Source organism: Phenylobacterium sp. (assembly GCF_041913825.1).
GTDB lineage: Bacteria > Pseudomonadota > Alphaproteobacteria > Caulobacterales > Caulobacteraceae > Phenylobacterium.
In genome coordinates this window covers 117204-142053 of record NZ_JAYSEO010000010.1, presented here as the reverse complement: position 1 = coordinate 142053, position 24850 = coordinate 117204, and the positions used below count along the sequence as shown (strand labels likewise).

The following is a 24850-nucleotide window of genomic DNA, read 5'->3' as shown; positions in this document are numbered from 1 at the left end:
GGCGAGGCGTCCGGCTCCGCCCGGGCGCCTCCTCCGACCTTGGCTTTCCCGCACTTTCCCGGAGGTCGCATGACCGCCCTGCGCCCGCGCCTTGCGCTCAGCGTCGCCGAGGAGCCCGTCGCCCTCGCCGAACCGTTCAAGATCACCGGCTACGTCTTCACGGACATGCCTGTCGTCGTCGCCCGGCTGAGGAACGGTGCGGCGGAAGGGCAGGGGGAGGCCTCGGGCGTCTACTACCTGGGCGACGACGTGCCCGCGATGGTGGCCGCCATCGAGGCGGCGCGCGAGGCGATCGAGGGCGGCGTCGACCGCGAGGGGCTGCGCCGGGCGATGCCGCCCTGCGGCGGCCGCAACGCCGTCGACGCCGCGCTCTGGGATCTGGAGGCGAAGCTCGGCGGACGGCCCGCCTGGGCCATCGCCGGCCTCGAGCGCCCGCGGCCGCTGGTCACCACCTTCACCGTAGGCGCGGCCGAGCCGGAGATCATGGCGCGCAAGGCAATGGGCTACACCCATGCCCGCGCCCTCAAGCTGAAGCTGACCGGGGAGGCCGACCTGGACGCCGCGCGCGTGCAGGCCGTGCGCGGCGCCCGCCCCGACGCCTGGCTGGCGGTGGATGCCAACCAGGGGTTCGTGCCGGACACCCTGGAGCGGCTGATGCCGGCGCTGGTGGACGCGAAGGTCCGACTTCTGGAGCAGCCGTTCGCCCGCGGCCGCGAGGCGGACATGGAGGGACTGGGCAGCTCCATCCCGGTCGCGGCGGACGAGAGCCTGCAGAGCCTCGCCGACCTGGAATCCATGGTCGGCCGCTTCGACGTGGTGAACATCAAGCTCGACAAGTGCGGCGGCCTGACCGAGGGCCTGGAGATCGCCCGCCAGGCCAAGCGCCTGGGGCTCGGCGTCATGGTCGGCAACATGGTGGGCACGAGCCTGGCGATGGGGCCCGCCTTCCTGCTCGGCCAACTCTGCGAGGTGGTGGACCTCGACGGACCGATCTTCATCACCAGGGACCGCGAGCCCGCGGTCACCTACGCCGACGGGCTGATCTCTTATCCGGAGCACGGGTGGGGAGCGCCGTCGTGACCGTCGCCGCCGCGCCGACCGAGCGGAGCTGGTTCGGCCAGCCGCCGGGCCTGACGGTCCTCTTCCTCACCGAGATGTGGGAGAAGTTCTCGTTCTTCGGCATGCGCGCGCTGCTGGTCTACTACATGACCAAGCAGCTCCTGATGCCCCAGGCCCAGGCCTCGATGGTCTACGGGCTCTACGCCGCCTTCGTCTATTTCACGCCGATCGTCGGCGGGGTCCTGTCGGACCGCTGGCTCGGTCGGCGGCGGGCAGTGATCCTCGGCGGCTCGATCATGGCGGTCGGTCACTTCATGATGGCGTTCGAGCCGCTGCTGTACGGGGCGCTGGCCTGCATCGCGCTCGGCAACGGCCTGTTCCTCCCGAGCCTGCCCAGCCAGATCGGGGCGCTCTACAAGCCGGACGATCCGCGGCGGGGCCGCGCCTACAACGTCTATTACGTGGGCATCAACCTCGGCGCATTCCTGGCCCCGCTGGTCTGCGGGACCCTGGGGGAGGTCTACGGCTGGCACTATGGGTTCGGCGCGGCGGGCCTCGGCATGCTTGCCGGCCTGTCGCTCTACATCGCCGGCGGGCGGCACCTTCCGCCGGAACCGCCGCGCGCCGCGCGCCAGGTCCGTTCTGAGCGCGGGCGGACGGGCGGCGCGGCCGTCCTGATCCTGCTGGGCGTCGGCCTCGCCGTGGTGGTGTTCCGCGGCGCCTACGAGCAGGTCGGAAACACCGTGGCGCTCTGGGCCGACCAGGGCGTCGACCGGCGCGTGGGGGAGGCCTTCTCCATCCCCATGACCTGGTTCCAGTCGCTGAACCCGCTTCTGGTGTTCACCCTGACGCCGCTGTTCCTGGCCTTTTGGTCGCGGCAGGCGGAGCGCGGGCGCGAGCCCTCCGCCGGAGTGAAGATGGCGCTGGGCGCCTTCGGCGTGGCGGCGAGCTACCTGCTGCTGGCCGCGGCGTCGTCGCTGGGTGTCCAGGCGAGCTGGATCTGGCTGGCCGCCTTCTTCGCCGTCTTCACCGCCGCCGAGCTCTACATCCTGCCCGTCGGCCTTGGTCTCTTCGCCCGCGCCGCCCCCGCCGGCATGGCGGCCACGGCCGTGGCGGCGTGGTTCTTCGCCTCCTTCGCCGGCAACCTCCTGGCGGGCGTGCTGGGCGCCCTCTGGAGCCGGCTCTCGCCAGCGCCCTTCTTCGCGCTGATGGCCGCGGTGGCGGGCCTCTCGGCGCTGGGCCTGCTGGCGCTGTCGCCGCTGACCCGCCGGGTGGAGGCGCAGGGGGCGGCGGACGCGCCGGCCCCGGCCGGCGTCGGCCAGGTGTGATCGGAGAAGTGCAGAAACGAGGCGGCTAGTCCTGAATAGGCTGGATCAGTTGACAATTCTCCAATCAGGATCACTGTCGCCACATCAGGACCAATAAGAGCCGCTTTGGCGGCAGACCCCGGGCGGCTCTGGGCGCCGTGCGGGGCGAGGGAACGAGCAGAGAGAGAAGGGGGTCGACCATGAGACTTGATTGCCGGCGGGCCGTGCTTGCCGCCTCGGCTGCGGCGGCGGCCCTGCTGACCGCGAACGCGGCCATGGCCCAGAGCTCCAGCGTCGCCGTGGAGGAGGTGGTGGTCACCGCACAGAAGCGGGAGCAGGCGCTCATCGACGTGCCGCAGTCCATCTCCGTGGTGTCGGGCGCGGCCCTCGAGAACCTCCAGGCCGTCACCTTCTCGGACTATCTGAAGCTGGTCCCCGGCCTGCAGGCCGTGCAGACCACGCCCGGCAACGCCCGCCTGGTGATCCGGGGCGTCAACACCGGCGGCGTGGCGTCGACGGTGGCCGTCTACATGGACGAGACGCCGTTCGGCTCCAGCACCGGCCTCGCGAACGGCGCCATCCTGGCCGGCGATTTCGACACCTTCGACGTGGGACGGGTCGAGGTTCTGCGGGGCCCGCAGGGGACCTTCTACGGCGCCAACGCGCTGGGCGGGGTCCTGAAGTTCGTCACCAACGAGCCCCGGTTCGACCGCTACGAGTTCCGGGTCCGCGGCAACGCCGAGGGGGTGAAGGGCGGCGAGGCGTCCTACGGCGCGGCGGCGGTCGTGAACGTGCCGCTCGGCGACACGCTCGCCTTCCGGGCGTCCGGCTCCTATCGCCAGAACGGCGGCTTCATCGACTCGATCGGGACCGCCGGCTCGGACCTCGCCAAGGACATCAACGACTCGCGCAGCTACGGCGGCCGCGCGTCGCTGCTGTTCGAGCCCAACGACCGGCTGTCGCTGCGCTTGTCCGCGGTGGTCCAGAACATCGAGGCCGACGCCCCGACCGTCGTCGAGGCCGACCCGACGACGCTGGAGCCGCTGTACGGACGCTATTCCCAGTCGCAGTTCATCCCGCAGTTCCGCGACACCCGCTACCGCGTCTACAACGCGACCGCCGGCTACGACCTCGGCTTCGCCGACCTGCTCTCGTCGACGAGCTACAGCACCCAGAAGCAGCACTTCCGGGACGATCTGACGTTCAACCTGAGCGGCCTCGTGGAGGCGATCTTCGGGACGCCGAACGAGTTCCTGCAGATGCAGGACACGAACCTCGAGAAGTTCACCCAGGAAGTGCGCCTCTCCTCGAAGGAGACCGGCCCCTTCGAATGGCTGGTCGGGGTCTACTACAACAAGGAAGACGGCCTCATCGATCAGCAGTTCGTCGCTGTGCAGCCGGGGACCTTCACGGAGGTTAGCGGGCTGCCGCTGCTCGGCGTCGCGCGGCTGCCGTCGGACTACGAGGAGATCGCCGGCTTCGCCAACGTTACGTTGCACCTGGGCGACCGGCTGCACGTGGACGTCGGCGGCCGCTACAGCCGCAACGAGCAGAGCGCCACCCAGACCGCCGACGGGGTCCTCGCGGGCGGGGCGATGACCTTCTCCTCGTCCTCGTCGGAGAAGGTGTTCACCTATTCGGTGGCGCCTCGCCTGGACCTGACCGACAACGCCTCCCTGTACGCCCGCGTGGCCAAGGGCTTCCGGCCCGGCGGCCCCAACGTCGTGCCGCCGAACGCGCCGCCCAGTGTGCCGCGCTCTTACGACTCCGACTCGGTGATGAGCTACGAGGTCGGCCTTAAGGCGCAGACCGCCGACCGGCGCGCCAGCCTCGACGTGGCCCTGTTCCACATCGACTGGAAGGACATCCAGCTCTTCGCCTCGGTCAACGGCTTCGGCGTCAACGTCAACGGCGGCGGCGCGACCAGCCAGGGCGCGGAGTTCAACGCCACAGTCCGTCCGCTGGAGGGGCTGACGGTGGCGCTCAACGGCGCCTACACCAAAGCCCAGCTCGAGGACGACACCGACCCGCTGGTGGGCGGCCTGGACGGCGACAGCCTGCCGTTCACGCCTGAGTTCAGCGTCGGGCTGAACGTCGACTACGAGTGGGCGCTGAGCAGCACCATGGACGCCTTCGTGGGCGCCTCCGCCCGCCACCTGTCCTCGCAATCGGCGGCGTTCGACTCGGCCTTCCGGACAGCGTTCGGACGGCAGCGGCGGATCGACGCCTACGAGGTGATCGACCTGCGCGTCGGCGTCGACCTCGGCCGGGTGGTGGTCGAGGCCTACGCCAAGAACATCGGAGACGCGGAGGGGTTGGTCTCCTCGGACTCGCCGACGGCCAACGGCCTTCCGGTCTATCCGGCCAGCGCCGTCGGGGTCGGTGTGATCCGGCCGCGCACCATCGGCGTGTCGGTGACCGCGGAGTTCTGACGACCTCGCCGCCGCTGGGCTCGTGCCCGGCGGCGGCCTCCCATCGCCTGTGACGGCGCCGGAGCGCGCCATAAGGACCCTGTATGCGTCTCGACCACGATCCCGCAGCGGCAGGCCGCGCATGAGCGCCGTGACCGCGCGCATCGACGCGCCCGACTTGCGTCTGCCGCAGCCGTACCTGCTTTTCCTGGGCGACGTCACCGAGCCGGGCTACGCCAAGACCGCCATGGGCCTGCGCGACTGGGCGCCGGAGCGGTGCGTCGGCGAGTTCGCGAGTTCGCCCGACGCGCTCACCACCGGCTTGCCGCGGCTGACGCCCACCGAGGCCTATCTGAAGGGCGCCCGCGCCCTGGTGATCGGAGTCGCCAATCCCGGCGGGGTCATCAAGCCGAGCTGGATGGCGAGCCTGCTGGCCGCGCTCGATGCGGGGCTCGACCTGATCTCGGGGATGCACGGCAAGCTCGAGGACAGCCGCGAGCTGCGGGCCGCGGCCGAGCGCCTCGGACGGCGGTTGATCGACATCCGTCGGCCTCCGGAGAACATCCCGGTCGCTACAGGCCGGAAGCGCAGCGGGCGCCGCCTGCTGACCGTCGGCACCGACTGTGCGCTCGGCAAGAAGTACACCGCGCTCGCGCTCGCGCGGGCGTTCGCCGCGCGCGGCCTCGACGCCGACTTCCGGGCCAGCGGCCAGACCGGGATCATGATCGCCGGCGGCGGCATGCCCATGGACGCGGTGGTCTCGGATTTCGAGGCCGGCGCCGCGGAGCTGCTCAGTCCCGACGCCGCGCCGGACCACTGGGACGTGATCGAGGGCCAGGGCTCGCTGTTCCACCCCGCCTATGCCGCCGTCTCGCTCGGCCTGCTGCACGGCAGCCAGCCGGATGTGGTGGTGCTCTGCCATGAACCCGGGCGCACCCGGCTGCTGGGGTATCCCGACTACCCGGTCCCGACGCTGGCGGCGGCTATCGAGACCAATCTGGCGCTGGGTCGCCTGACGAACACCGCCATTCGCTGCGCCGGCGTGAGCTTCAACACCGGCGGGCTGGACCCGGCCGCCGCCGAGGCGGCCATGGCGGAGGCGTCGGCGGCGTTGGGCCTTCCCGTTGCGGATCCGATCCGCGGCGGCGCCCGGTTCGAGGCCCTCGTCGAGGCCTGCCTGGCGTGACGGACCGCCCCACCTGGTTCCAGCGGTTCCTGCTGCCCGGCTTCGCCTTCAAGGCGGTGGTGATCGGCGGCGGCTACGCCACGGGCCGGGAGCTCGCGGAGTTCTTCCTGCCGAGCGGGCCGTGGGGCGGTCTGCTGGCCATGGGCTTGGCGACGGTGATCTGGAGTGTCGTCTGTGTGGCGACCTTCCTGTTCGCCCGCGCCACCGACAGCGAGGACTACCGGACCTTCTTCCGCAACCTGCTGGGACCCGCCTGGCCCGCCTTCGAGATCGCCTACGTCCTGTTCATCGTCCTGATCCTGGCGGTGTTCGGCGCCGCCGCGGGGGCGATCGGCGAAGCAATGTTCGGCTGGCCGCCGATCGTCGGCGCGCTCGCCCTGGTCCTCGGGATCGCGGGCTTCGTCACCTTCGGCAACACCGCGGTTGAAAGGCTTTTCAAGTACGTCTCGATCTTCCTCTACGCGGTCTATGCCATCTTCGTGGTGCTGGCGTTCGCCCGCTTCGGCGAGCGCATCGGAACCGGCTTCTCCACGCCGGCGCCCGCGGACGGCTGGGCGATGGGCGGCCTGACCTACGCCAGCTACAACATCATCGGGGCGGTGGTGATCCTGCCCGTGGTCCGGCACATGACCAGCCGCCGCGACGCCGTTGTCGCCGGCCTGCTGGCGGGGCCGCTGGCGATGATCCCGGCGGCGCTCTTCTTCACCTGCATGGTGGCCTACTACCCGCAGATCGGGGCCGAGGCTCTGCCGTCCGACTTCCTGCTCCGGCAGCTCGGCGCGCCCGCCTTCCACCTGGCTTTCCAGGCGATGATCTTCCTCGCCCTGCTGGAGAGCGGCACGGGCGGCGTCCACGCGGTGAACGAGCGGATCGCCCACGTCTGGAGCCTGCGGCGGCGCGAGGACTTCCCGCAGGCCCTGCGCCTGCTGGTCGCGGCCGTCGTGCTGGTCGGCTCGATCTTCGTCGCCGACCGGTTTGGGCTCGTGGCCCTGATCGCCAAGGGCTACCGGCTGCTCGCCTGGATCTTCCTCGCCGTCTACGTCCTGCCGCTGATGACCTACGGGGTCTGGCGGCTGCGGACCGGGCGCGCCGCACGCGCCGCCATTCCCTGAGAAAGGACCTTCCGATGCGCAAGCTTATCCTCGCGCTCCTGATCCTAGCCCCCGCGGCGGCCGAAGCGGCCCCGCCGCGGGGCTTCGACGCCCGGGTCGAGGCGGTTCGCCGGCAGGTCGGGGCGCCGGGCGTGGCGGTGGCCATCGTGGAGAACGGCAAGGTCACCCTGGCGCGCGGCTACGGGGCGAAGACGCTATCGGGGGGCGATCGCGTGGACAGCGACACGCTGTTCCAGATCGGCTCGGTGACGAAGGGGTTCACGACGGCGGCCCTGGCGACGCTGGTGGATGAGGGCAAGCTCGGGTGGGACGACAAGGTGATCGATCACCTGCCGTCGTTCCGCATGTACGACCCGTGGGTGACGCGCGAGATGACGGTGCGCGACCTGCTGGTCCACCGCAGCGGCCTCGGGCCGGGGCAGGGCGACCTGATGCTGGTGCCGGCGACCAACCTCAGCCGGGCCGAGACGGTGCGACGGCTGAGGTTCCTGAAGCCCGCGACCAGCTTCCGCTCCGCCTACGCCTACGACAACGTGCTCTACATCGTCGCCGGCGAACTGATCGAGGCGGTGACCGGCCAGCCGTGGGAGATCTATGTCCGCGACCGGCTGTTCCAGCCTGCGGGCATGGCCAACAGCGTGACCAACGACCTCGACCGCTTCGCGGCCGCCAACCGGGCGTTGCCGCACGGCCGCACCGCGGGCGAGCTGCGCGGCATGGGCCCGCAGGCCGCGCTTGACGAGAAGGCGGTGGCGATCAGCCCCAACGCCGGCCCGGCTGGCTCCATCGCCTCGACAGCCGAGGACATGGGGCGCTGGCTCGCGGTGCAACTCGCCGCCGGGCAGGCGCCAGGGGGCGCGCGCGTCTTCTCGGCGGCCAGCGGCGCGGAGATGTGGAAGCCGGTGGTGCCGGTGCCGATCATCACCTTCTCCGGCGCGCTGCCGCCGGCCACGCCCAGCTTCCGCAACTACGGGCTAGGGTGGACCATCCAGGACTACCGCGGCCACCGGATCGTCCAGCATGGCGGCGCGACGCTCGGCTTCCGCGCGACCATGATGATGATCCCCGAGAAGAACGTCGGCTTCGTGGTGATGACCAATTCCGAGGAGACCGCGCTGATCCAGGGGCTGCAGTACGAGCTCGCCGACCACTACCTCGGCCTGCCGCGGCGCGACTGGGCCGCGGCCTTTGGCGGATGGCTCGACAAGCGCAACGCCGAGGCCGTCGCCGCCGTGCAGGCCGCGTCCCGGGTCCGGCCGCCGGCGTCGAAGCCGTCCCTCGCGCCTTCCGGGTACGCTGGCCGCTACGAGGATCCCTGGTACGGCCCGATCGCCGTGCGGCAGGACGGCGACGGCCTGGTCGTCGACTTCCTGCAGAGCCCGGGCATGACCGGTCGTCTGGAGCACTGGGCCTATGACACCTTCGTGGCGCGCTGGCGCGACCCGACCACCGAGCCGGCGTTCGTCACCTTCTCGCTCAGCCCGGACGGCAAGCCCGAGCGCGTCACGATGAAGGCGGTCTCGCCGGTGGCGGACTTCAGCTACGACTACCAGGACCTGCTGTTCACGCCCGTCGCCTCCGGCAGGTGACCGGCGGGGGGCGGCCGGCGCGCAGCGGCCGCGACGATGGGCCTCGGTGTGTCACCCACCCGTCGTGAAGCCGTCGCCGCGGCGCAATCGACCACCGCTAGAGCCTCCCCCATTTTTGGAGAGGCGCGGATATGCGTGTGGGATTACGCGGTCCTGGCGACCGGGGGCGCTGCAAGACCAGCGGCCGGCGCTTCATCAGCGCCTCGCAGACATCCTGGGCGTTCATGGCCGCGACCGCCGCCCTGTTCAGTGGCGGCGGCGCGCTCGCCCACGATGGGCGCCATCCCGGCCGGCTCGTGGCGGTCGGCGCCCCGCACGCCGTCGGCCGCTCCGCGCCCGCCAAGCCTGCGGAGCGGCGCTGGCTGGCCGGCGACCACCACGTCCACAGCGAATTCAGCGTCAGCTACAAGGAGGGGCCGGACAAAGACGCCCCGCCGACGCCCGTCATCGCCGGCGACGCGCGCAATCCGATTCCGGTGAACGCGCGCATGGCGGTCAAGCACGGCCTCGCCTGGATGGTCTCCACCGACCACGGCGGACCGAACCACTCAGCGCTTAACCGGGCCCAGGCGTACCCCGAACTGCTGAAGGCGCGGCGCGAGGCGCCTGGGCTGATCCTGTTCTTCGGCATGGAGCTGAACGCGCCGGGCGCCGACCACGCCAGCCTGATCATCCCGCACACGCCGGCCGAGCGCGAGGTGCTGTTCGACATCGAGCGGCGCTTCGACAAGCGTGAGCCCTGGCCGGAGAACTCGGCGCGCGACGCCGAGCCCTTGATGCTGGACGCCCTGAAGCACATGCGGACGCTGCCCGCGCCGCCGGTGGTCATCGCCAACCATCCCTCCCGGTCCGCCACCGCGATGGGCGTTTATGGCCTCGACACCCCCGCCGAACTGCGCGGCTGGAACGACACCGCGCCGACGGTGGCGGTGGGCATGGAGGGCGCCCCGGGCCACCAGGCCAGCACGCTGAAGAAGGACGGCTCCAGGGACCCCAATGGCTTCCGCGGCGGCTATTCCAAGGCGCCGACGCTGGGCGGGTTCGACCAGATGACCGCCCTTCTTGGGGGCTTCTGGGACTCCATGCTCGGGGAGGGCCGCCGCTGGTGGGTGACCTCCACGTCCGACTCCCATCGCCACTACACCGACGGCGGCAACGACTTCTGGCCGGGCGAGTACTCCAAGACCTATGTGAAGGCGGCGAAGACCCACGCCGACATCCTGGACGGGCTGCGCAACGGCCGGGTGTTCGTCACCACCGGGGACCTGGTGTCGTCGGTGGACGTGACCGCCCGGCTCGTGGGTCGCGCCGCGCCCCTCGCCGAGATCGGCGGCAAGCTCAGCGTGCCGAAGGGCGCCGACGTGCAGGTGGTGATCCGCGTGCGCGACCCGGCCGGCGCGAACTATGCCGACCATACGCCCGAGGTGGCGCGCGTGGACCTCATCCGCGGCGAGGTCGCCGGCCCGGCGGCCGACCCAGGCGTCGACCGCAATCCGACCACCCGGGTGGAGGCGCGCTTCACCCCGGGGAGTTGGGCGCGCGACGGCGAGGTGCTGAGCATGGCCTACGTTCTCCGCAACGTCACCGCGGACGGCTACGTGCGGGTGCGGGGCGCCAGCAACGGCGCGGAACTGGAGCCCGCCATCGATACGGCGGGCGAGGACCCCTGGTCGGACCTCTGGTTCTACGCAAACCCGATCTTCCTCGACGTGGACTAGGCGCCTCAGGCGTCCGCCTGCGCCGGATCCGAGCGCAGGCGGAGGGCGTCCATTGACGCAGCTCAACGCTGCGCCGCCTTGGCCGGCGCAGGCTTGGACCTGGCGCGCGGCGCGCCGGCAGTAGACGGACCCTTCGCCATGGATTTCAGCCCTTCGGCCACCCAGCTCGCCTGGCGCGACAGGGTGCGCCGGTTCATGCTCGATCACATCCATCCGGCGATCCCCGCCTACGAGGCGCAGACGCGGCGCGAGGGGGCGGCCCGCTGGGCCGAGATCCCGGTCATCGAGCAGCTCAAGGGACGGGCCTATTCGGAGGGGCTGTGGAACCTGTTCCTGCCGCCGTCGGAGCACGATGAGGACGCGTATCGCGGCGCCGGAGTGAGCAACCTCGAATACGCGCTCTGCGCCGAAGAGATGGGCCGGGTGGGCTTCGCCTCCGAGGTGTTCAACTGCTCCGCGCCAGACACCGGCAACATGGAGGTGCTGCACCGCTACGGCTCGGCCGAGCAGAAGGCCCGCTGGCTGCGCCCGCTGCTCGACGGCGAAATCCGCTCGGCCTTCCTCATGACCGAGCCGGACACCGCCTCGTCCGACGCCACCAACATCCAGACCTCGATCCGTCGCGACGGCGACCACTACGTGATCAACGGCCGCAAGTGGTGGTCCTCCGGGGTCGGCGATCCGCGCTGCAAGGTGGCGATCGTGATGGGCAAGACCGACCCGGACGGCCCCCGTCACGCTCAGCAGAGCCAGGTGCTCGTGCCCATGGACACACCGGGGATCGAGGTCGTGCGCATGCTGCCGGTGTTCGGCTACGACGACGCGCCCCACGGGCACGCCGAGGTGGTGCTGCGCGATGTCCGCGTGCCGGTGGAGAACGTCATCCTGGGCGAGGGCAGGGGGTTCGAAATCGCCCAGGGGCGGCTGGGGCCCGGGCGCATCCACCATTGCATGCGCACTATCGGCATGGCCGAGGTCGCCCTGGAGAAGATGGTGGACCGGCTGCTCTCCCGTGTCGCCTTCGGCAAGCGGCTCGCCGACCAGTCCGTCTGGGAGCAGCGGATTGGCGAGGCGCGCCTGGACATCGAGATGACCCGGCTGCTGTGCCTGAAAGCGGCCGACATGATGGACAAGGCCGGGAACAAGGCGGCCCGGTTGGAGATCGCGATGATCAAGGTGGCGGCGCCACGCACTGCCCTGAAGGTGATCGACGACGCCATCCAGGCGCACGGCGGGGGCGGGGTGTCTGACGACTTTGGCCTGGCCCGCGCCTACGCCGGCGTGCGGTCCCTGCGCCTCGCCGACGGGCCGGACGAGGTGCACCTGCGCGCGATCGCCCGCCTCGAGTTCGGCCGTCACCCAGAGCGGATGGCGGCGTGGCGCGCCCGGCCGGGACAGACTCTGCCCGCCTGAGGCGAGCCGCAGAGATCTCGTTCCCGCCCGCTTGGCGGCCACGGCCAAGTTTTCCTCTCACGTCCGTGAATATCGTTTGACGAACGTCGATCTTGGATCGACATTCACTCACACAAGAGTGAGTCAAAAGGCTCCGTGACAGGGAGGGATGCATGAAGCCCGTGTTTTGCGGCGCGTCGGCCGCGGCGATTCTCATCAGTCTGGCGAGCAGCCCGGCCTGGGCGCAGGCGGCCCGTGCGGGCGCCGGCGCAGAGGTCGAGGAGGTGGTGGTCACCGGCTCTCACATCCGTGGCACGCCCGAGGACGCGGCCCTGCCGGTGGAGGTCTTCAGCCAGGAGGACCTGCAGGATCGCGGCGCGCCCACCGCGCTCGAGTTCGCCAAGACCCTGACGATCGCCGGCCCGACGACCGGGGAGTCCTATTACTTCGGCGGTCCTGAACTGACCGGCTCGGTCAACTACAACCTCCGCGGCCTTGGCAGAGACAAGACGCTGGTCCTGCTCAACGGCCGGCGGATGGATCCGAACACCTCGAACATCCCGTCCATCGCGCTCGCGCGCACCGAGATCCTGAAGGACGGCGCCGCCGTGATCTACGGCGCCGACGCCACGGGCGGCGTGGTCAACTTCATCACCCGCGAACGGTTCGTCGGCCTCGAGGTGGATGCGCAGTACAAGTACATCGACGGGTCCAAGGGTGACTATTCCGTCGGCGTCATGGGCGGGATCGGCAGCGGGGACGTGAACTTCCTCTGGTCGGCCGAGTACGAGCACCGGTCCCGACTGCACGCGCTCGAGCGCGACTTCGTACGGGACTCTCTCGACCCCACGCGGCCCGGCTACAACCCTGCGCCCTGGTCGACACTGTCGAACCTGGCGGGCTGGCAGCCGCGCGGCGCGCTGCCCGCCATCCCCAGCGCCACGGCCAACGGCGAGTTCGGCCTGCCCGTGGGCGGCATCGTCTCGGACTTCTCGCCGGCGAGCTGCGCGGCCGTCGGCGGCCGCTACGACAACAATTTCACCTGCGCCTACAACTACATCCCCTACTACAACCTGGTCGAGAACACCGACACCTACAGGGCCTACGCCCAGCTCAACGCCCGTGTCACCGAGGACATGGAGTTCCACGCCGACGTGTCCTACGGCCAGGTGACGGTGCCGCAGGTGTTCGGCTCGCCGGCGCAGCCGATGGTCCGCGGCCCGGCCATGGCCACGGGGTCGACCTTCCAGTTCTACGTGCCGATCACCAACCCCCACGCGGCCGCCTTCGCGGCCCGGAACGGGATCGCCGGCGCCCAGGGCTTCACGCCGGTGACCTGGCGCCTGCTGGCCCACGGCGGGAACCCGGTGCTCGGGGAGGGCGAAGGCTTCGGCGTGCCCGACAAGATCGACAACCAGGTGTGGCGCATCTCGGCCGGTCTGAACGGCGAGCTCGGCGACTGGGCTGGGTTCGCCAAGGGGATCGGCTACGATTTCGCCGTCACCTACAACCAGTCCACCGCCTTCTTCACCCATCCCGACACCCTGGGCTTCCGGGTGCAGGAGGCGCTGAACGGATTCGGCGGGCCCAACTGCCGGGCGGTCGACCTCGATCCGGCGCGTTTCGGCACCCAGAACCCGGCGGCCGCCGGCCAGAACGGCTGCATGTGGTGGAACCCGTTCTCCACCGGCTTCGCCGAGCAGCCGATCCGCGGGCTGGCCAACCCGAACCACGTGGCGGGTACGGAGAATTCGCCCGAGCTCGTCCGCTGGATGTTCGATCCGCGCGCACAGGAAACGGTGAACCAGAGCATCACCGCCGACCTGGTGTTCGACGGGCGGGCGGGCATCCGCCTGCCCGGCGGGGAGATCGGCTGGGCGGTCGGCGCGCAACTTCGCGCCTTCGAGAGCCGCGAGCGCGTGCCGAGCCCGTTCTTCAACGGCTCCACCCCTTGCGAATGGCCGGCCGGCACGACGAGCGCCAACGGTCCGGGCTCGCCCAACCTGGGCGCCAACCCGCTGCCCACGACCGACCCCAACTTCCGCGGCTGCACGCCGGACAATCCCGGGCCCTACGTGCTTTTCGCGCCGAACCCGCCGGACTATGCCGACCGCCAGCAGCACTCGTTCTTCGCCGAGCTCGAGTTGCCGCTGCTGGACAACGTGAACCTTCAGGCCGCTGTGCGGCGCGAGGAGTTCTCCGGCGGCCTTGGCGCCACCGTCTACAAGGTCGCGGGCAAGTGGGAGGTCTGGGGACCGCTGTCGGTCCGCGGCTCCTACGGCACCAACTACCAGACGCCGCCGCTGGGCGTCATTCCGGGGCAGGTCACCTTCGCCGCGCGGAACTACACCATCGCCGGCAGCAACTGGCTGGCCGCCCAGTTCATCACCGACGAGAGCCTGAAGCCGGAGACGGCGAAGGCCTGGAACGTCGGCGCGATCTGGCAGAGCCGGGGCATCGCCGACGACCATCGCTTCCGGCTGATCGTCGACTACTTCGACATCGAGACCAAGGACCAGATCGGGCAGATCGCCGACCCGAACCAGATCGCCAACCTGGTGTTCAATGGCCCCGGCGGAACGGTCACAACCTGCGACCCGAACGTCCAGCCGCTCCTGCGACGGGTCACGTTCAACGGGACCTGCACCGTGGGCATGAGCGCGGTGGGCGCCTTCTCGTCCATCTCCACCCGCTACGGCAATGGCCCGGGGCAGAGCACCAACGGCTTCGACGTGCAGGCCGACTACGACATGACCCTCGGGCCCGGTGACCTGCGGCTCAGCCTTACGGCCACCCGCGTCACCGAGCTGAAGACTGGGCCGACGGAACTCGACGGGGTGGTGGTCTCCACCGGCGACAACCGGCTCGGCACGCTGAACTTCGCCACCTTCGCCCAGGCCGCGCCGAAGCTTCGCGCGAACCTGGCGGCCAACTATGCGCTCGACCGGCAGAACTTCCGCCTTGGCCTGAACTATGTCTCGGCGGTGCGGGACGAGCGGGCCGGGGTCCAGTACGGGGAGGAGGGCGAGGAGTGGGTGACCGTCGACTTCACCTATCGCCTCGAGCTGAACGACGACCTCGCCTTCACGGCCACCGTGGCCAACATCCTCGATCGCGACCCGCCGCCGGCGCAGGAGGAGTTCGGCTACGACCCGTGGACCGGCAACCCGATCGGCCGAACGATCGAAGTCGGTGTCCGCAAGACCTTCTAGAGCTCCCCTCGACTCCGCAGGCGGCTTCGGCCGCCTGCTTCCTTTTCTGCCGGCCAGTAGGGAAGCGTCAGTAGCAATCGTAGCCGTTGTCGGCCCAGTCCTGGACGACCGTGGCCTTGCCGTCGCGGACCATGCACCGCGCGGTGAAGCGCATCGGGCCGCATTTGGAACTGTCCATGCGGACGAGTTCGTCGATGCTGACCAGATAGCCGCCGTCACGAGGCTCGGCCTCGGAGTCGCCGATGTGCACGCCCGGGCCGGATCCCGCGGCCTCGCGGCAGAGCGAGATCGCCGCGTCGCTGGGGCTGGCGGCGGCCTCCGGCGTCTCGCCTGGCGTCGCGCGGCCCTCCAGCCGGTCCGCCACCGAGTTCAGGGCGACAAAGGTGAAGAAGCCCACGAACGCCAGGATCCGCCATCCGCCGCCGCGATACAGCGCCCCGATCGAGGCGAAGGTGATCAGGGCCGCCAGCACCCGGAGCAGGAAACCGGCGAAGATCACGACCAGGGCGGCGGACGCGGCGATCGCGAGGCCGACGCCCACAATCATGGGCCAGGACAGGGTCGCCCCCTCGTCGGCCGGGGCGCGGGGCGGGCGTCCCTCCGCCGGCGGGGCCGCAAGGACCTGCGCCGCCCGTTCCGACCCCAGCACGCGGGACAGGTCGCGCATGAGCAGTGGCGTCAGTCCTGCGCCGGTGAGCAGGTCGATCATCTCGGCGCCGCCGTAGACGGTCTGCAGCTTGTGCCGGAGGTACCGGTCGGAGAGGTCGGGGACGGCGGGGCTCTCACCGCCCTGCCGGTCGGCCCATCGTTCGAACGGGCCCCGGCCGTCGTCCGCCAGCAGTTTCAGGAGGTCCCGGAGTTTGCCCTTGAGCCCGATGTCTGCAACGGCCGCGGCGCTAGCCACCGTCATCCTCCGACGCCGCCTCGCTCGCCCCCACGGAGGCCGCGTTCGACTGGGTCGACTTGTGCCCCTCGAAATAGGGCACGAAGCTGCCGAGCACGGCGAGCACCATCACGACGCTCAGGATTTCCTTCCAGTAGCTCGCGATCCAGAAGAACAGGCCGATCCGGCCGGCATCTCGACTGTTCGCCCCCGCCATTCGCGCGCCCAGGTAGGCGCCGATGAACCTGTAGTGCCGATCGGACATGCCACGCTCCCCATTCCGGGTAACCGCGCGGGACTTACGGCGCCGTTAAGCTACCTGGCGGAAGCGCTCTCTCGACGGAGTAAAATCGCGAGAAGGGCGGTGGCCGCGGGGGAGGCGCAGGGCCGTGGGCCGCGATCGGCCCTTGGCCGCACGCGCTGGCTGAGCCAACCTGCGGTGGCAGACTGTCTTGCGCACGGGGGGACGCGTGGCCGGGGCTGAGCCTTATGATGTGATCGTCGTCGGCTCCGGGGCCGGGGGCGGGATGAGCGCCTACCACCTGACGCGCTCTGGCCTGAAGGTGCTGATGCTGGAGGCGGGCCGCGACTACGACCCCGTCGCCGAGACGCCCATGTACAACACCAACGCAGAGGCGCCCCTGCGCGGCTCGGCGACCCCGGACAAGCCCTTCGGCTTCTACGACGCCACCGTCGACGGCGGGTGGGAGGTGCCGAACGAGCCCTACACGGTGGCGGAAGGCTCGGAGCCGTTCATCTGGTGGCGGCCGCGGATGCTCGGCGGGCGCACCAACCACTGGGGCCGTATCTCGCTGCGCTTTGGTCCGCTCGACTTCAAGCCGAAGAGCCGGGACGGGCTGGGTCACGACTGGCCGATCACCTACGACGACCTCGCCCCCTGGTACGACCGCACGGAGAAGCTGATCGGCGTCACCGGCGCCGCGCCGCCCCGCGGCCTGACCAACACGCCGGACTCCCCGCCGGGCTGCCTGATGGAGAGCCCGCCGCCACGGGCCTTCGAACTGTTCTACGCCCGCGGGTTCGAGGCCATGGGCATTCCCGTCGTGCCGATGCATGGGGCGGTGGTGACCCAGCCCATGGAGGGCCGCAACACCTGCGTCTTCGCCACCCCATGCGGCCGCGGCTGCGCGATTGGGGCGAACTTCCAGTCGACCACGGTGCTGATCCCGCCAGCCCTGGCGACCGGAAACCTGACCGTGCGCACCAACGCCCTGGTCTACCAGGTGGACCTCGACGCCGCCGGCAAGGCGAAGGGGGTCACCTTCGTGGACCGCCGAACCGGAGAGCACCATTCGGCGACGGCGCGCGCGGTTGTGCTGGCCGCCGGCTCGGGCGAGACCGCCCGCATCCTCCTGAACTCCAAGAGCCCACGGTTCCCCGACGGCCTCTGCAACACTCACGGCATGGTCGGCCGCTACCTGATGGACAGCGTGGGCGTGAACGTCACCGGTCGGTTCCCGGCCTTGGAAGGCCTGCCGCCCACCAACGACGACGGCATGAGCGTGTCGCACACCTACGTGCCCTGGTGGGGATACGACCGGCACCAGGAGCTGGGCTTCCCGCGGGGCTATCACATCGAAATCGGCGGCGGCCGGCAGATGCCGTCGATGAGCGTGGCGCGCCTGCTGGACGAGGACGAGCCCGCTGTGGGCGACGAGCTGCGGGCCCGGCTGCGCCAGCGCTACGGCAGCGTGATCAGCTTCAACGGCCGCGGCGAGATGATCCCCAACGACGACTGCTACTGCGAGCTCGATCCCGTCACCAAGGACAAGTGGGGCATTCCGGTGCTGCGGTTCCACTGGAAGTGGGGCGAGGCCGAGACGCGGCAGGCGGCCCACATGGTCACCACCTTCCTGGAGGTCATCGACCGGCTGGGCGGTGTCCCTCTGGGCCAGGTGGAGCGCGACGGCCGCAAAGCGATCTCCAAGGGGGGCGAGATGATCCACGAGGTCGGCACCGTCCGCATGGGCGCGTCCGAAGGCGACTCAGTGGTGAACCAGTACGGCCAGGCCTGGGCGGTCCCCAACCTGTTCGTCACCGACGGCGCGGTGCTGGTCTCGAGCCCTGACAAGAACCCGACGCTGTCGATCCTGGCGCTCGCCTGGCGATCGAGCGACCACCTCGCCCAACTGGCCAAGCGGGGCGAGCTGTGAGCGACGGCGCCCCCAAGCCCTACCAACGCAAGGTCGACCGCCGCACCGCCCTGATCTGGGTGGGCGCGGTGGGCGCCGCGACCGCCGTCGGCGCCGGCGTCGTCGTCTATCGAGAGGCGGTGCAGGGGCCGGAGGTCCAGCCGGCCGGCTACGGCACGGACCCGAAGCTGAATCCGCCGGTGAAGCCGCCCTGGCCGCGGCTGCTCACCGACGACGAACTGCAGGCGGCCGCCGTGCTGGCGGACTTCATCCTGCCGGCGTCCGGGGCCGCCGCGGCCGCGAGCGCACTGGGGATCCCCGACTTCATCGACGAGTGGGTGAGCGCGCCCTATCCCGACCAGGTCGACGACCGCCTCCTCATCCGCGGCGGGCTGAAGGCTCTGGCGCCGCAGGTGCTGCGCGGCGACCGCGCCCGGCGCACCGCGGCCCTGGCGGCGCTGCCGCGGGCGAGCGACGCGGATACCCAGGCGTTCTTCCGCCGGTTCCGGGCGCTCACCGTGGGCGCCTACTACACGACCGAGGCCGGGTTCCGGGACATCGGCTACATCGGCAATGAGGCGCGCGCCACGGACCCGGGGCCGTCGGCCGAGGTGAAGGCGATGGTGGAACAGCGCCTGATGGCGCTGGGACTGTGAGGGGAGAGGCGATGAAGACGGCGATGGCGGCCCTTGCGCTGGCGGCGGCCCTGTTTGGACAAGCGGCCTCGGCCGCCGAGAACACCCTCACCGCCGCGGAGAGGGCGGCGGGCTGGAAGCTCCTGTTCGACGGCCGGTCCACGGAAGGCTGGCGCGGATTCAAGACGATCGCGCCCGACGACGGCTGGACCGTGAAGGACGGTCTGCTCGGGCCTGACCCGAAGCGGTCGCAGGACATCATGACCAAGGAGCAGTTCGGAGATTTCGAGCTCGTCTTCGACTGGAAGCTCGGGCCCAAGGGCAACTCCGGCGTGATGTTCCACGTCACCCAGGCCGGCGAGCAGACCTATCAGAGCGGGCCGGAGTACCAGGTGGTGGACAACGCCCGGGGCGAGCCCATCGTGGAGCAGGCGGGCGCGCTCTACGGTCTCTACGCCCCCAGCACGGACGCGACCCGACCGGTGGGCGAGTTCAACCACAGCCGGCTGGTGATCCGCGGCGGCAAGGGCGAGCACTGGCTAAACGGGGTGAAGGTGGTCGAGTACGACCTGAACTCCGCCGAGTTCAAGGCCAAGGTGGCGGCGACCAAGTTCCGAGCCTGGCCGCAGTTCGCCGCCTCGCCCACGGGTCATATCGCCCTGCAGAACCACGGCGATCCCGTGTTCTACCGCAACATCAAGATCCGGCCGCTGAAGTAGCGCCAGCCGGCGCGGCGGTGCTCGCGCGGACCACCAGCTTGTGGGCGAGGGTGACGTGCCGCACCGTATCGACGCGGTCGGCGAGCACGTCGAGCAACAGCCGGACCACCTCGTGGCCGATCGCCGCCTTCGGCTGGCTGACGGTGGTCAGCGGTGGGTCGAGGTGGCGGGCGTAACGGATGTCGTCGAATCCCACGAGCGAGACGTCGGCGGGGCAGGCGAGGCCGCGCCGGCGCAGCGCCTCCAGCGCGCCCATGGCCATCTCGTCACTGAAGCAGAAGATCGCCGTGGGCCGCGGCTCGGCGTCGAGGAGCGCCAGGGTCTGCTCGAGCCCTGACTCTATCGAGAAGTCGCCCTGAACGACATTCAGCCCCCACGCGCTCCGGCGTGCGGCGGCGGCCTGCACACCGCTCAGGCGGTCGCGGCTCAAGGGGCTCGCGAGAGGGCCGGTGATCACGCCCACGCGCCGGTGGCCCAGCGCGTAGAGGTGCTCCATGGCCTCTGTCGCCGCGCGGGCGTTGTCGATGTGGGCGCTGGGCACGCCCAGTTCCGGGCTGAATTCGCAGCCGTTCACGATGGGCGCCTTCGCGCCCTGCGCCGCCACGAGCTCAGCCAGGGCGGGGGGGAGCCTGTGACCCAGGAAGATAAGGCCGTCGGCTTCCCGCCGCCGCAGCAGCAGGGCGTACTGGTCCTCGCGCTCCTCCTCGTGGCGGGTGTCGCCGAGCAGGACCGCATAGCCGGCGGCGGTGGCGGCTTCTTCGACCCCGCGGATCACCTGCGAGAAGAACGGGTTCGAGATGTCCGGAACGGTCACCAGGATCTTGCCGGTCTTCAGCGTCCGCAGGCTCTTGGCCGCCACGTTGGGCGCGTAGCCGAGGGCGTCCACCGAGGCCAGCACGCGGGCGCGGGTCGGCTCCGCGACCCGCTCCGGCGCGCTGAGCACCCGCGAGACGGTGGCGGTTGAAACCCCCGCGTGGCGGGCGACATCCTGGATCGTGGCCACCGCTTGCACCCGTAGGCTGAACGTGTAATCGATTACATCGCGCGAGCGGAGCCGTCAAAGAGCCCTGCCGCGGGGGAGGCGAGACATGGGCGCCAAGGCGCGGCTTTTCCTCATGATGGTGCTCCAGCTCGCAGTCTGGGGCGCCTGGGCGCCGAAGCTCTTTCCGTACATGGGCATGCTCGGCTTCGCGCCTTGGCAGCAGTCGCTGGTCGGCAGCTCGTGGGGCGTCGCCGCCCTGCTCGGGATCTTCTTCTCCAACCAGTTCGCCGACCGGAACTTCGCCGCCGAGCGGTTCCTCGCCGCGAGCCACCTGCTGGGCGGTCTGGCCCTGTTGTTCACCGCCTTCCAGACCACCTTCTGGCCATTCTTTGCGGGTTACCTCGTCTACAGCCTGCTCTACGTGCCGACGCTGTCGGTCTCCAACTCCATCGCCTTCGCCAACCTCAGCGATCCCGCCAAGGACTTCGGCGCCGTCCGCATGGGCGGCACCGTCGGCTGGATGCTGGTGAGCTGGCCGTTCGTCTTCCTGCTGGGCGCGAAGGCCGGGCCGGAGCAGGTGCGCTCGATCTTCGTCGTGGCCGCGGTCGTGTCGTTCGCGCTGGCCGCCTACAGCCTGACCCTGCCGCACACCCCGCCCAAGCGTGGCGGGGAGGCGGCCGACCCGCTCGCCTGGCGCGAGGCGTTCAAGCTGCTGGCCGTGCCGTTCGTCGGCGTGCTGTTCGTCGTCACCTTCATCGATAGCGTGATCCACAACGGCTACTTCGTCATGGCCGACGCCTTCCTGACCCAGCGGGTGGGGATCGCGGGCAACCTGTCCATGGTGGTGCTGAGCCTCGGCCAGCTCGCCGAGATCGTCACCATGTTCGTGCTGGGCGGGGTGCTGATCCGGCTCGGCTGGAAGGCCACCATGGTCATCGGGGTGCTCGGCCACGCCGCGCGCTTCCTGGTGTTCGCCTTCCTGCCCGACAGCATCCCGGCCATCGTCGCGGTGCAGCTCCTGCACGGGGTGGCCTACGCCTTCTTCTTCGCCACCGTGTACATCTTCGTGGACGCCGCCTTTCCGAAGGACGTCCGCTCGAGCGCCCAGGGGCTGTTCAACCTGCTGATCCTCGGCGTCGGCAACGTGGGGGCGAGCTTCCTCTTCCCGCACCTCATGGGTCGGCTCACCCAGCCGGCGCCCGGCGGCGGGACCGCCGTCGACTACCAGGCGCTGTTCCTGGTCCCCACCGGCATGGCCGTCGTCGCCGTGGTGCTGCTCGCGCTGTTCTTCCGGCCGCCCGAGAAGGGGCCGGCCGGCCCGGTCACCGCATGACCTGCCTCATCGACCTTCAGGGAGACGCCCGATGCGACCGATTCCCGACCTCAGCCGGCGGAGCTTCCTGGCGGCCGGCGCCGCGGGCCTCGGCCTGAGCGTGGCGGGGGAGGCGGCGGCCGCGCCGTTCTTCGCCCGCACCGGACTGCCGATCGGCATCCAGCTCTACACCTTCGGCCCCGAAGGCATGAAGGACCTCGACACCACCCTCGCGGCGGTCCGCCGGATGGGCTACCGGGCCGTGGAAATCCCGGGCTTCATGGGGCGCTCGGCCGCCGAGCTGAAGGCGTCCCTGGACCGCGCCGGGCTCGCTTGCCCGAGCGCCCACGTGCAGGGCCGCGGCGGGTTCGACGGCGACCTCGCGAAGCTTTCCGACGACCTCTCCCTGCTCGGCGTGAAGCACGCGGTGATGCCCAGCCCCTATGTGCCCGACCAGGTGCTTGCGGCGATGCAGGGCGTGCCCGGCGCCGAGCTCTACCGGCGCACCAACGCCGCGCTCACGGCCGACGACTGGAAGATGAACGCCGAGTTCCTGAACACGAAGGGCGCGGCGCTGAAGAAGGCCGGGATCTCCGTCGGTTATCACAACCACAACTTCGAGTTCGCCCCGAAGAGCGGCAGCACGGGCCTCGACATCCTGTTGGCCGAGACCGACCCGGCGCTGGTCACCTTCCAGGCCGACGTGGGCTGGATGGCCGCGGCCGGGGTCGATCCCGCGGCCTATCTCCAGGCGCACAAGGGGCGCTTCACGCTCATGCACGTGAAGGACGTGAAGGCCTCGACGCAGCCGAACTTCGAGCTCCGCATGGACCCCACCGAGGTGGGCTCCGGCCGCCTCGACTGGAAGCGCCTGCTGCCGGCCGCCCACGCCGCCGGCGTGCGCGGCTTCTACGTCGAGCAGGAGCCGCCGTTCGAACGGCCGCGGGTCGAAGCCGCGAAGATCTCCCACGACTACCTAGCGGGCCTGCAGGCATGAGGCCCGTCCGGCTCGCCATGGTCGGCGGTGGTCCCGGCGCCTTCATCGGCCCGGTGCACCGCATGGCCGCCGAGCTGGACGGACGGATGCGCCTGGTGGCGGGCGCCTTCAGCCGGGACCCAGCCCGAAGCGCCGCGGCCGCCGAGGCCTGGGGCGTCCGCGGCTACGCCGACTGGTCAGAGATGATCGCCGCCGAAGCGGCCCGCGAGGACGGAGCTCAGGTCGTGGCGGTGGTGACGCCGAACCACTTGCACCTGGCGGTCTCCCGCGCCGCGCTGCAGGCGGGGCTGCACGTGATGAGCGACAAGCCCGCCACCCGCGACCTCGCCGAGGCGCGGGCGCTGGCGCAGACCGTCGCGGCCAGCGGCCGGCTGTATGGGCTGACCTACACCTACACGGGATATCCCATGATCCGAGAAGCCCGGGAGATCGTCCGGCGCGGCGACCTCGGCGCGGTGCGCAAGATCGTCGTGGAATACCCGCAGGGCTGGCTTTCGCGCCCTATCGAGCGGGAGGGCGCCAAGCAGGCGGAATGGCGCGTGGACCCGGCCCTGGCCGGCGCCGGCTGCATAGGCGACATCGGCGTGCACGCCTTTAACCTGGCGGAGTTCGTGGGCGGGCTGCGCGTCGAGCGGCTCTGCGCCGACGTCTCGACGCTCGTGCCCGGGCGACAGCTCGACGACGACTGCAACGTGCTCCTGCGGTTCGAAGGCGGGGCGAGGGGCGTGCTGATCGCCTCCCAGATCTCGGCGGGCGCGCGGAACGGTCTGAAGCTGCAGGTCTACGGCGAGAAGGGCGGGCTGACGTGGTCGCACGAGCGGCCGGCCGAGCTGACGATCGACTGGCTGGACGGGCCCAGCCACACCCTCCACGCCGGCGGCGGCTACCTGTCGGCGCCGGCCCAGGCCGCCTCGCGCATCCCGACTGGCCACCCGGAAGGCTTCATCGAGGCCTTCGCCAACCTCTACCGCGACTTCGCCGCCGCCGTCGCCGAGCGGCGGACCGACGCCGGCCTCGTGCCGCACATCGCGGAAGGCGTGCGGAGCATGGCCTTCGTGGAAACGGCGGTCGCCGCCAGCCGGGATGGGATCGGGTGGGTCACGCTCGACGGGAGCATCGCATGAAGACGCTGAAGGGACCGGGCATCTTCCTCGCCCAGTTCGTGGGGCCGGAACCGCCGTTCGACCGGCTCGAGACCCTCGCCGACTGGGCCGCGGGTTTGGGCTACGTGGGCCTGCAGCTACCCACCGGCGTGGGGGGTCTGTTCGACGTGGCGCAAGGGGCCGAGAGCCAGGCCTACTGCGACGACGTCAAGGGCATGCTGGCCGACAAGGGCCTGGCCATCACGGAGCTTTCCACCCACCTGCAGGGCCAACTGGTCGCCGTCCACCCGGCCTACGACGAACTGTTCGACGGCTTCGCCCCGCCGGAGGTGCGCGGCAGGCCGCAGGCCCGTCAGGCCTGGGCGGTCGGGCAGGTGAAGGCCGCCGCCCGCGCCAGTCAGCGCCTGGGCCTCACTGCCCACGCGACCTTCTCGGGCGCGCTCGCCTGGCCCTATCTCTATCCATGGCCGCAGCGGCCGGCCGGCCTTGTCGAGGAGGCGTTCGCCGAGCTCGGTCGGCGATGGAAGCCGATCCTCGACGTGTTCGACGACTGCGGCGTCGACGCCTGCTACGAGATCCATCCCGGCGAGGACCTGCACGACGGCGCGACCTACGAGCGCTTCCTGGACGAGGTGCAGGGCCACCCCCGGGCCTGCCTGCTCTTCGACCCCAGCCACTTCGTGCTGCAGCAGCTCGACTACCTCGACTACATCGACCGCTACCACGAGCGGATCCGCGCCTTCCACGTGAAGGACGCCGAGTTCCGCCCCACCGGCCGCGCCGGCGCCTACGGCGGCTACCTCGGCTGGACGGAGCGGCCCGGCCGTTTCCGGTCGCTCGGCGACGGCCAGGTCGATTTCGGCGCGGTCTTCTCCAAGCTCGCCCAATACGGCTACCCAGGGTGGGCCGTGCTGGAGTGGGAGTGCGCGCTGAAGCATCCCGAGGACGGGGCGCGCGAAGGCGCCCCCTTCATCCGCGACCACATCATCCGCGTCACGGAGCGGGCCTTCGACGACTTCGCCGGCGCCGGGACCGACGCCGCCGCCAACCGCCGGCTGCTCGGCCTGCAGGACAACTGAG

At 70.7% G+C, this 24850-nt stretch carries 19 protein-coding genes; 16 read left to right on the top strand and 3 right to left on the bottom strand.

Going from position 1 to position 24850, the window contains the following annotated elements:
* Positions 1–69 precede the first annotated feature (69 nt).
* The 9 genes from ACE3Q8_RS10410 (at position 70) to ACE3Q8_RS10370 (ending at position 14986) form a co-directional block, all read left to right on the top strand.
* On the top strand, positions 70–1080 hold the full coding sequence (locus tag ACE3Q8_RS10410; protein ID WP_374470213.1) for a dipeptide epimerase: 1011 nt from the start codon (positions 70–72) through the stop codon (positions 1078–1080).
* Positions 1077–2387 (top strand): peptide MFS transporter, encoded by a 1311-nt coding sequence (locus ACE3Q8_RS10405; protein WP_374470212.1) that lies wholly within the window; start codon positions 1077–1079, stop codon positions 2385–2387. The genes ACE3Q8_RS10410 and ACE3Q8_RS10405 overlap by 4 nt, the downstream gene beginning before the upstream one ends.
* A gap of 179 nt (positions 2388–2566) precedes the next feature.
* Positions 2567–4798 carry a TonB-dependent receptor gene (locus ACE3Q8_RS10400; RefSeq protein ID WP_374470211.1) on the top strand — a complete coding sequence of 744 codons (2232 nt, stop codon included), beginning with the start codon at positions 2567–2569 and terminating at the stop codon, positions 4796–4798.
* Between the two features lie 121 nt (positions 4799–4919).
* Positions 4920–5963: a DUF1611 domain-containing protein gene (locus ACE3Q8_RS10395; protein WP_374470210.1), complete on the top strand. Its 1044-nt coding sequence runs from the start codon at positions 4920–4922 to the stop codon at positions 5961–5963.
* Positions 5960–7075, top strand: a complete 1116-nt coding sequence (locus tag ACE3Q8_RS10390; protein ID WP_374470209.1) for a hypothetical protein — start codon at positions 5960–5962, stop codon at positions 7073–7075. The genes ACE3Q8_RS10395 and ACE3Q8_RS10390 overlap by 4 nt, the downstream gene beginning before the upstream one ends.
* Before the next feature lie 14 nt (positions 7076–7089).
* Positions 7090–8664, top strand: a complete 1575-nt coding sequence (locus ACE3Q8_RS10385) for a serine hydrolase (protein ID WP_374470208.1) — start codon at positions 7090–7092, stop codon at positions 8662–8664.
* A 224-nt stretch (positions 8665–8888) separates the two neighbouring features.
* On the top strand, positions 8889–10382 hold the full coding sequence (locus tag ACE3Q8_RS10380) for a phosphoesterase (protein WP_374470207.1): 1494 nt from the start codon (positions 8889–8891) through the stop codon (positions 10380–10382).
* 138 nt (positions 10383–10520) lie between these two features.
* Positions 10521–11795: an acyl-CoA dehydrogenase family protein gene (locus tag ACE3Q8_RS10375; RefSeq protein WP_374470206.1), complete on the top strand. Its 1275-nt coding sequence runs from the start codon at positions 10521–10523 to the stop codon at positions 11793–11795.
* A gap of 152 nt (positions 11796–11947) precedes the next feature.
* Complete coding sequence (locus ACE3Q8_RS10370; protein ID WP_374470205.1) at positions 11948–14986, top strand: TonB-dependent receptor domain-containing protein; 3039 nt, start codon at positions 11948–11950, stop codon at positions 14984–14986.
* Between the two features lie 67 nt (positions 14987–15053).
* Here ACE3Q8_RS10370 and ACE3Q8_RS10365 read toward each other — a convergent pair whose 3' ends face one another.
* Complete coding sequence (locus tag ACE3Q8_RS10365) at positions 15054–15896, bottom strand: hypothetical protein (protein ID WP_374470204.1); 843 nt, start codon at positions 15894–15896, stop codon at positions 15054–15056.
* A complete protein-coding gene (locus ACE3Q8_RS10360; protein WP_374470203.1) occupies positions 15883–16134 on the bottom strand; it encodes a hypothetical protein in 252 nt (83 codons plus the stop codon). Before ACE3Q8_RS10360 ends, ACE3Q8_RS10365 begins: the two co-directional genes overlap by 14 nt.
* A 262-nt stretch (positions 16135–16396) precedes the next feature.
* Here ACE3Q8_RS10360 and ACE3Q8_RS10355 point away from each other — a divergent pair, with 262 nt between their 5' ends.
* The 3 genes from ACE3Q8_RS10355 to ACE3Q8_RS10345 are packed head-to-tail and all read left to right on the top strand — an operon-like array spanning position 16397 to position 19376.
* A complete protein-coding gene (locus ACE3Q8_RS10355) occupies positions 16397–18043 on the top strand; it encodes a GMC family oxidoreductase (protein ID WP_374470202.1) in 1647 nt (548 codons plus the stop codon).
* The gene (locus tag ACE3Q8_RS10350; protein WP_374470201.1) at positions 18040–18678 is read left to right on the top strand and encodes a gluconate 2-dehydrogenase subunit 3 family protein; all 639 of its coding nucleotides are present in this window, start codon (positions 18040–18042) and stop codon (positions 18676–18678) included. The genes ACE3Q8_RS10355 and ACE3Q8_RS10350 overlap by 4 nt, the downstream gene beginning before the upstream one ends.
* Before the next feature lie 11 nt (positions 18679–18689).
* Entirely contained in the window at positions 18690–19376 is a 687-nt protein-coding gene (locus ACE3Q8_RS10345; protein ID WP_374470200.1) for a DUF1080 domain-containing protein, read from the top strand.
* On the opposite strand, the gene ACE3Q8_RS10340 is transcribed toward ACE3Q8_RS10345, so the two are convergent.
* On the bottom strand, positions 19354–20379 hold the full coding sequence (locus ACE3Q8_RS10340; protein WP_374470199.1) for a LacI family DNA-binding transcriptional regulator: 1026 nt from the start codon (positions 20377–20379) through the stop codon (positions 19354–19356). The genes ACE3Q8_RS10345 and ACE3Q8_RS10340 overlap by 23 nt on opposite strands.
* An 85-nt stretch (positions 20380–20464) precedes the next feature.
* Between ACE3Q8_RS10340 and ACE3Q8_RS10335 the strand changes: the two genes are divergently transcribed.
* From ACE3Q8_RS10335 to ACE3Q8_RS10320, 4 genes are read left to right on the top strand one after another with little or no spacing between them, the layout of a single operon-like run.
* Positions 20465–21691 (top strand): MFS transporter, encoded by a 1227-nt coding sequence (locus ACE3Q8_RS10335; RefSeq protein WP_374470198.1) that lies wholly within the window; start codon positions 20465–20467, stop codon positions 21689–21691.
* Positions 21692–21722: 31 nt separating this feature from the next.
* Positions 21723–22667, top strand: coding sequence for a sugar phosphate isomerase/epimerase family protein (locus ACE3Q8_RS10330; RefSeq protein WP_374470197.1), 945 nt, complete (start codon positions 21723–21725; stop codon positions 22665–22667).
* On the top strand, positions 22664–23791 hold the full coding sequence (locus ACE3Q8_RS10325) for a Gfo/Idh/MocA family protein (protein ID WP_374470196.1): 1128 nt from the start codon (positions 22664–22666) through the stop codon (positions 23789–23791). The genes ACE3Q8_RS10330 and ACE3Q8_RS10325 overlap by 4 nt, the downstream gene beginning before the upstream one ends.
* Complete coding sequence (locus ACE3Q8_RS10320; protein WP_374470195.1) at positions 23788–24849, top strand: sugar phosphate isomerase/epimerase family protein; 1062 nt, start codon at positions 23788–23790, stop codon at positions 24847–24849. Before ACE3Q8_RS10325 ends, ACE3Q8_RS10320 begins: the two co-directional genes overlap by 4 nt.
* Position 24850 lies beyond the last annotated feature (1 nt).

Excerpts from the sequence above, each read along its gene's own strand:
- ACE3Q8_RS10360 (WP_374470203.1), bottom strand. The coding sequence starts at position 16,134 with ATGTCCGATCGGCACTACAGGTTCATCGGCGCCTACCTGGGCGCGCGA.
- ACE3Q8_RS10370 (WP_374470205.1), top strand. The coding sequence starts at position 11,948 with ATGAAGCCCGTGTTTTGCGGCGCGTCGGCCGCGGCGATTCTCATCAGT.
- ACE3Q8_RS10335 (WP_374470198.1), top strand. The coding sequence starts at position 20,465 with ATGGGCGCCAAGGCGCGGCTTTTCCTCATGATGGTGCTCCAGCTCGCA.
- ACE3Q8_RS10400 (WP_374470211.1), top strand. The coding sequence starts at position 2,567 with ATGAGACTTGATTGCCGGCGGGCCGTGCTTGCCGCCTCGGCTGCGGCG.
- ACE3Q8_RS10385 (WP_374470208.1), top strand. The coding sequence starts at position 7,090 with ATGCGCAAGCTTATCCTCGCGCTCCTGATCCTAGCCCCCGCGGCGGCC.
- ACE3Q8_RS10380 (WP_374470207.1), top strand. The coding sequence starts at position 8,889 with ATGGCCGCGACCGCCGCCCTGTTCAGTGGCGGCGGCGCGCTCGCCCAC.
- ACE3Q8_RS10325 (WP_374470196.1), top strand. The coding sequence starts at position 22,664 with ATGAGGCCCGTCCGGCTCGCCATGGTCGGCGGTGGTCCCGGCGCCTTC.
- ACE3Q8_RS10345 (WP_374470200.1), top strand. The coding sequence starts at position 18,690 with ATGAAGACGGCGATGGCGGCCCTTGCGCTGGCGGCGGCCCTGTTTGGA.
- ACE3Q8_RS10355 (WP_374470202.1), top strand. The coding sequence starts at position 16,397 with ATGAGCGCCTACCACCTGACGCGCTCTGGCCTGAAGGTGCTGATGCTG.
- ACE3Q8_RS10375 (WP_374470206.1), top strand. The coding sequence starts at position 10,521 with ATGGATTTCAGCCCTTCGGCCACCCAGCTCGCCTGGCGCGACAGGGTG.
- ACE3Q8_RS10330 (WP_374470197.1), top strand. The coding sequence starts at position 21,723 with ATGCGACCGATTCCCGACCTCAGCCGGCGGAGCTTCCTGGCGGCCGGC.
- ACE3Q8_RS10395 (WP_374470210.1), top strand. The coding sequence starts at position 4,920 with ATGAGCGCCGTGACCGCGCGCATCGACGCGCCCGACTTGCGTCTGCCG.
- ACE3Q8_RS10410 (WP_374470213.1), top strand. The coding sequence starts at position 70 with ATGACCGCCCTGCGCCCGCGCCTTGCGCTCAGCGTCGCCGAGGAGCCC.
- ACE3Q8_RS10365 (WP_374470204.1), bottom strand. The coding sequence starts at position 15,896 with ATGACGGTGGCTAGCGCCGCGGCCGTTGCAGACATCGGGCTCAAGGGC.
- ACE3Q8_RS10320 (WP_374470195.1), top strand. The coding sequence starts at position 23,788 with ATGAAGACGCTGAAGGGACCGGGCATCTTCCTCGCCCAGTTCGTGGGG.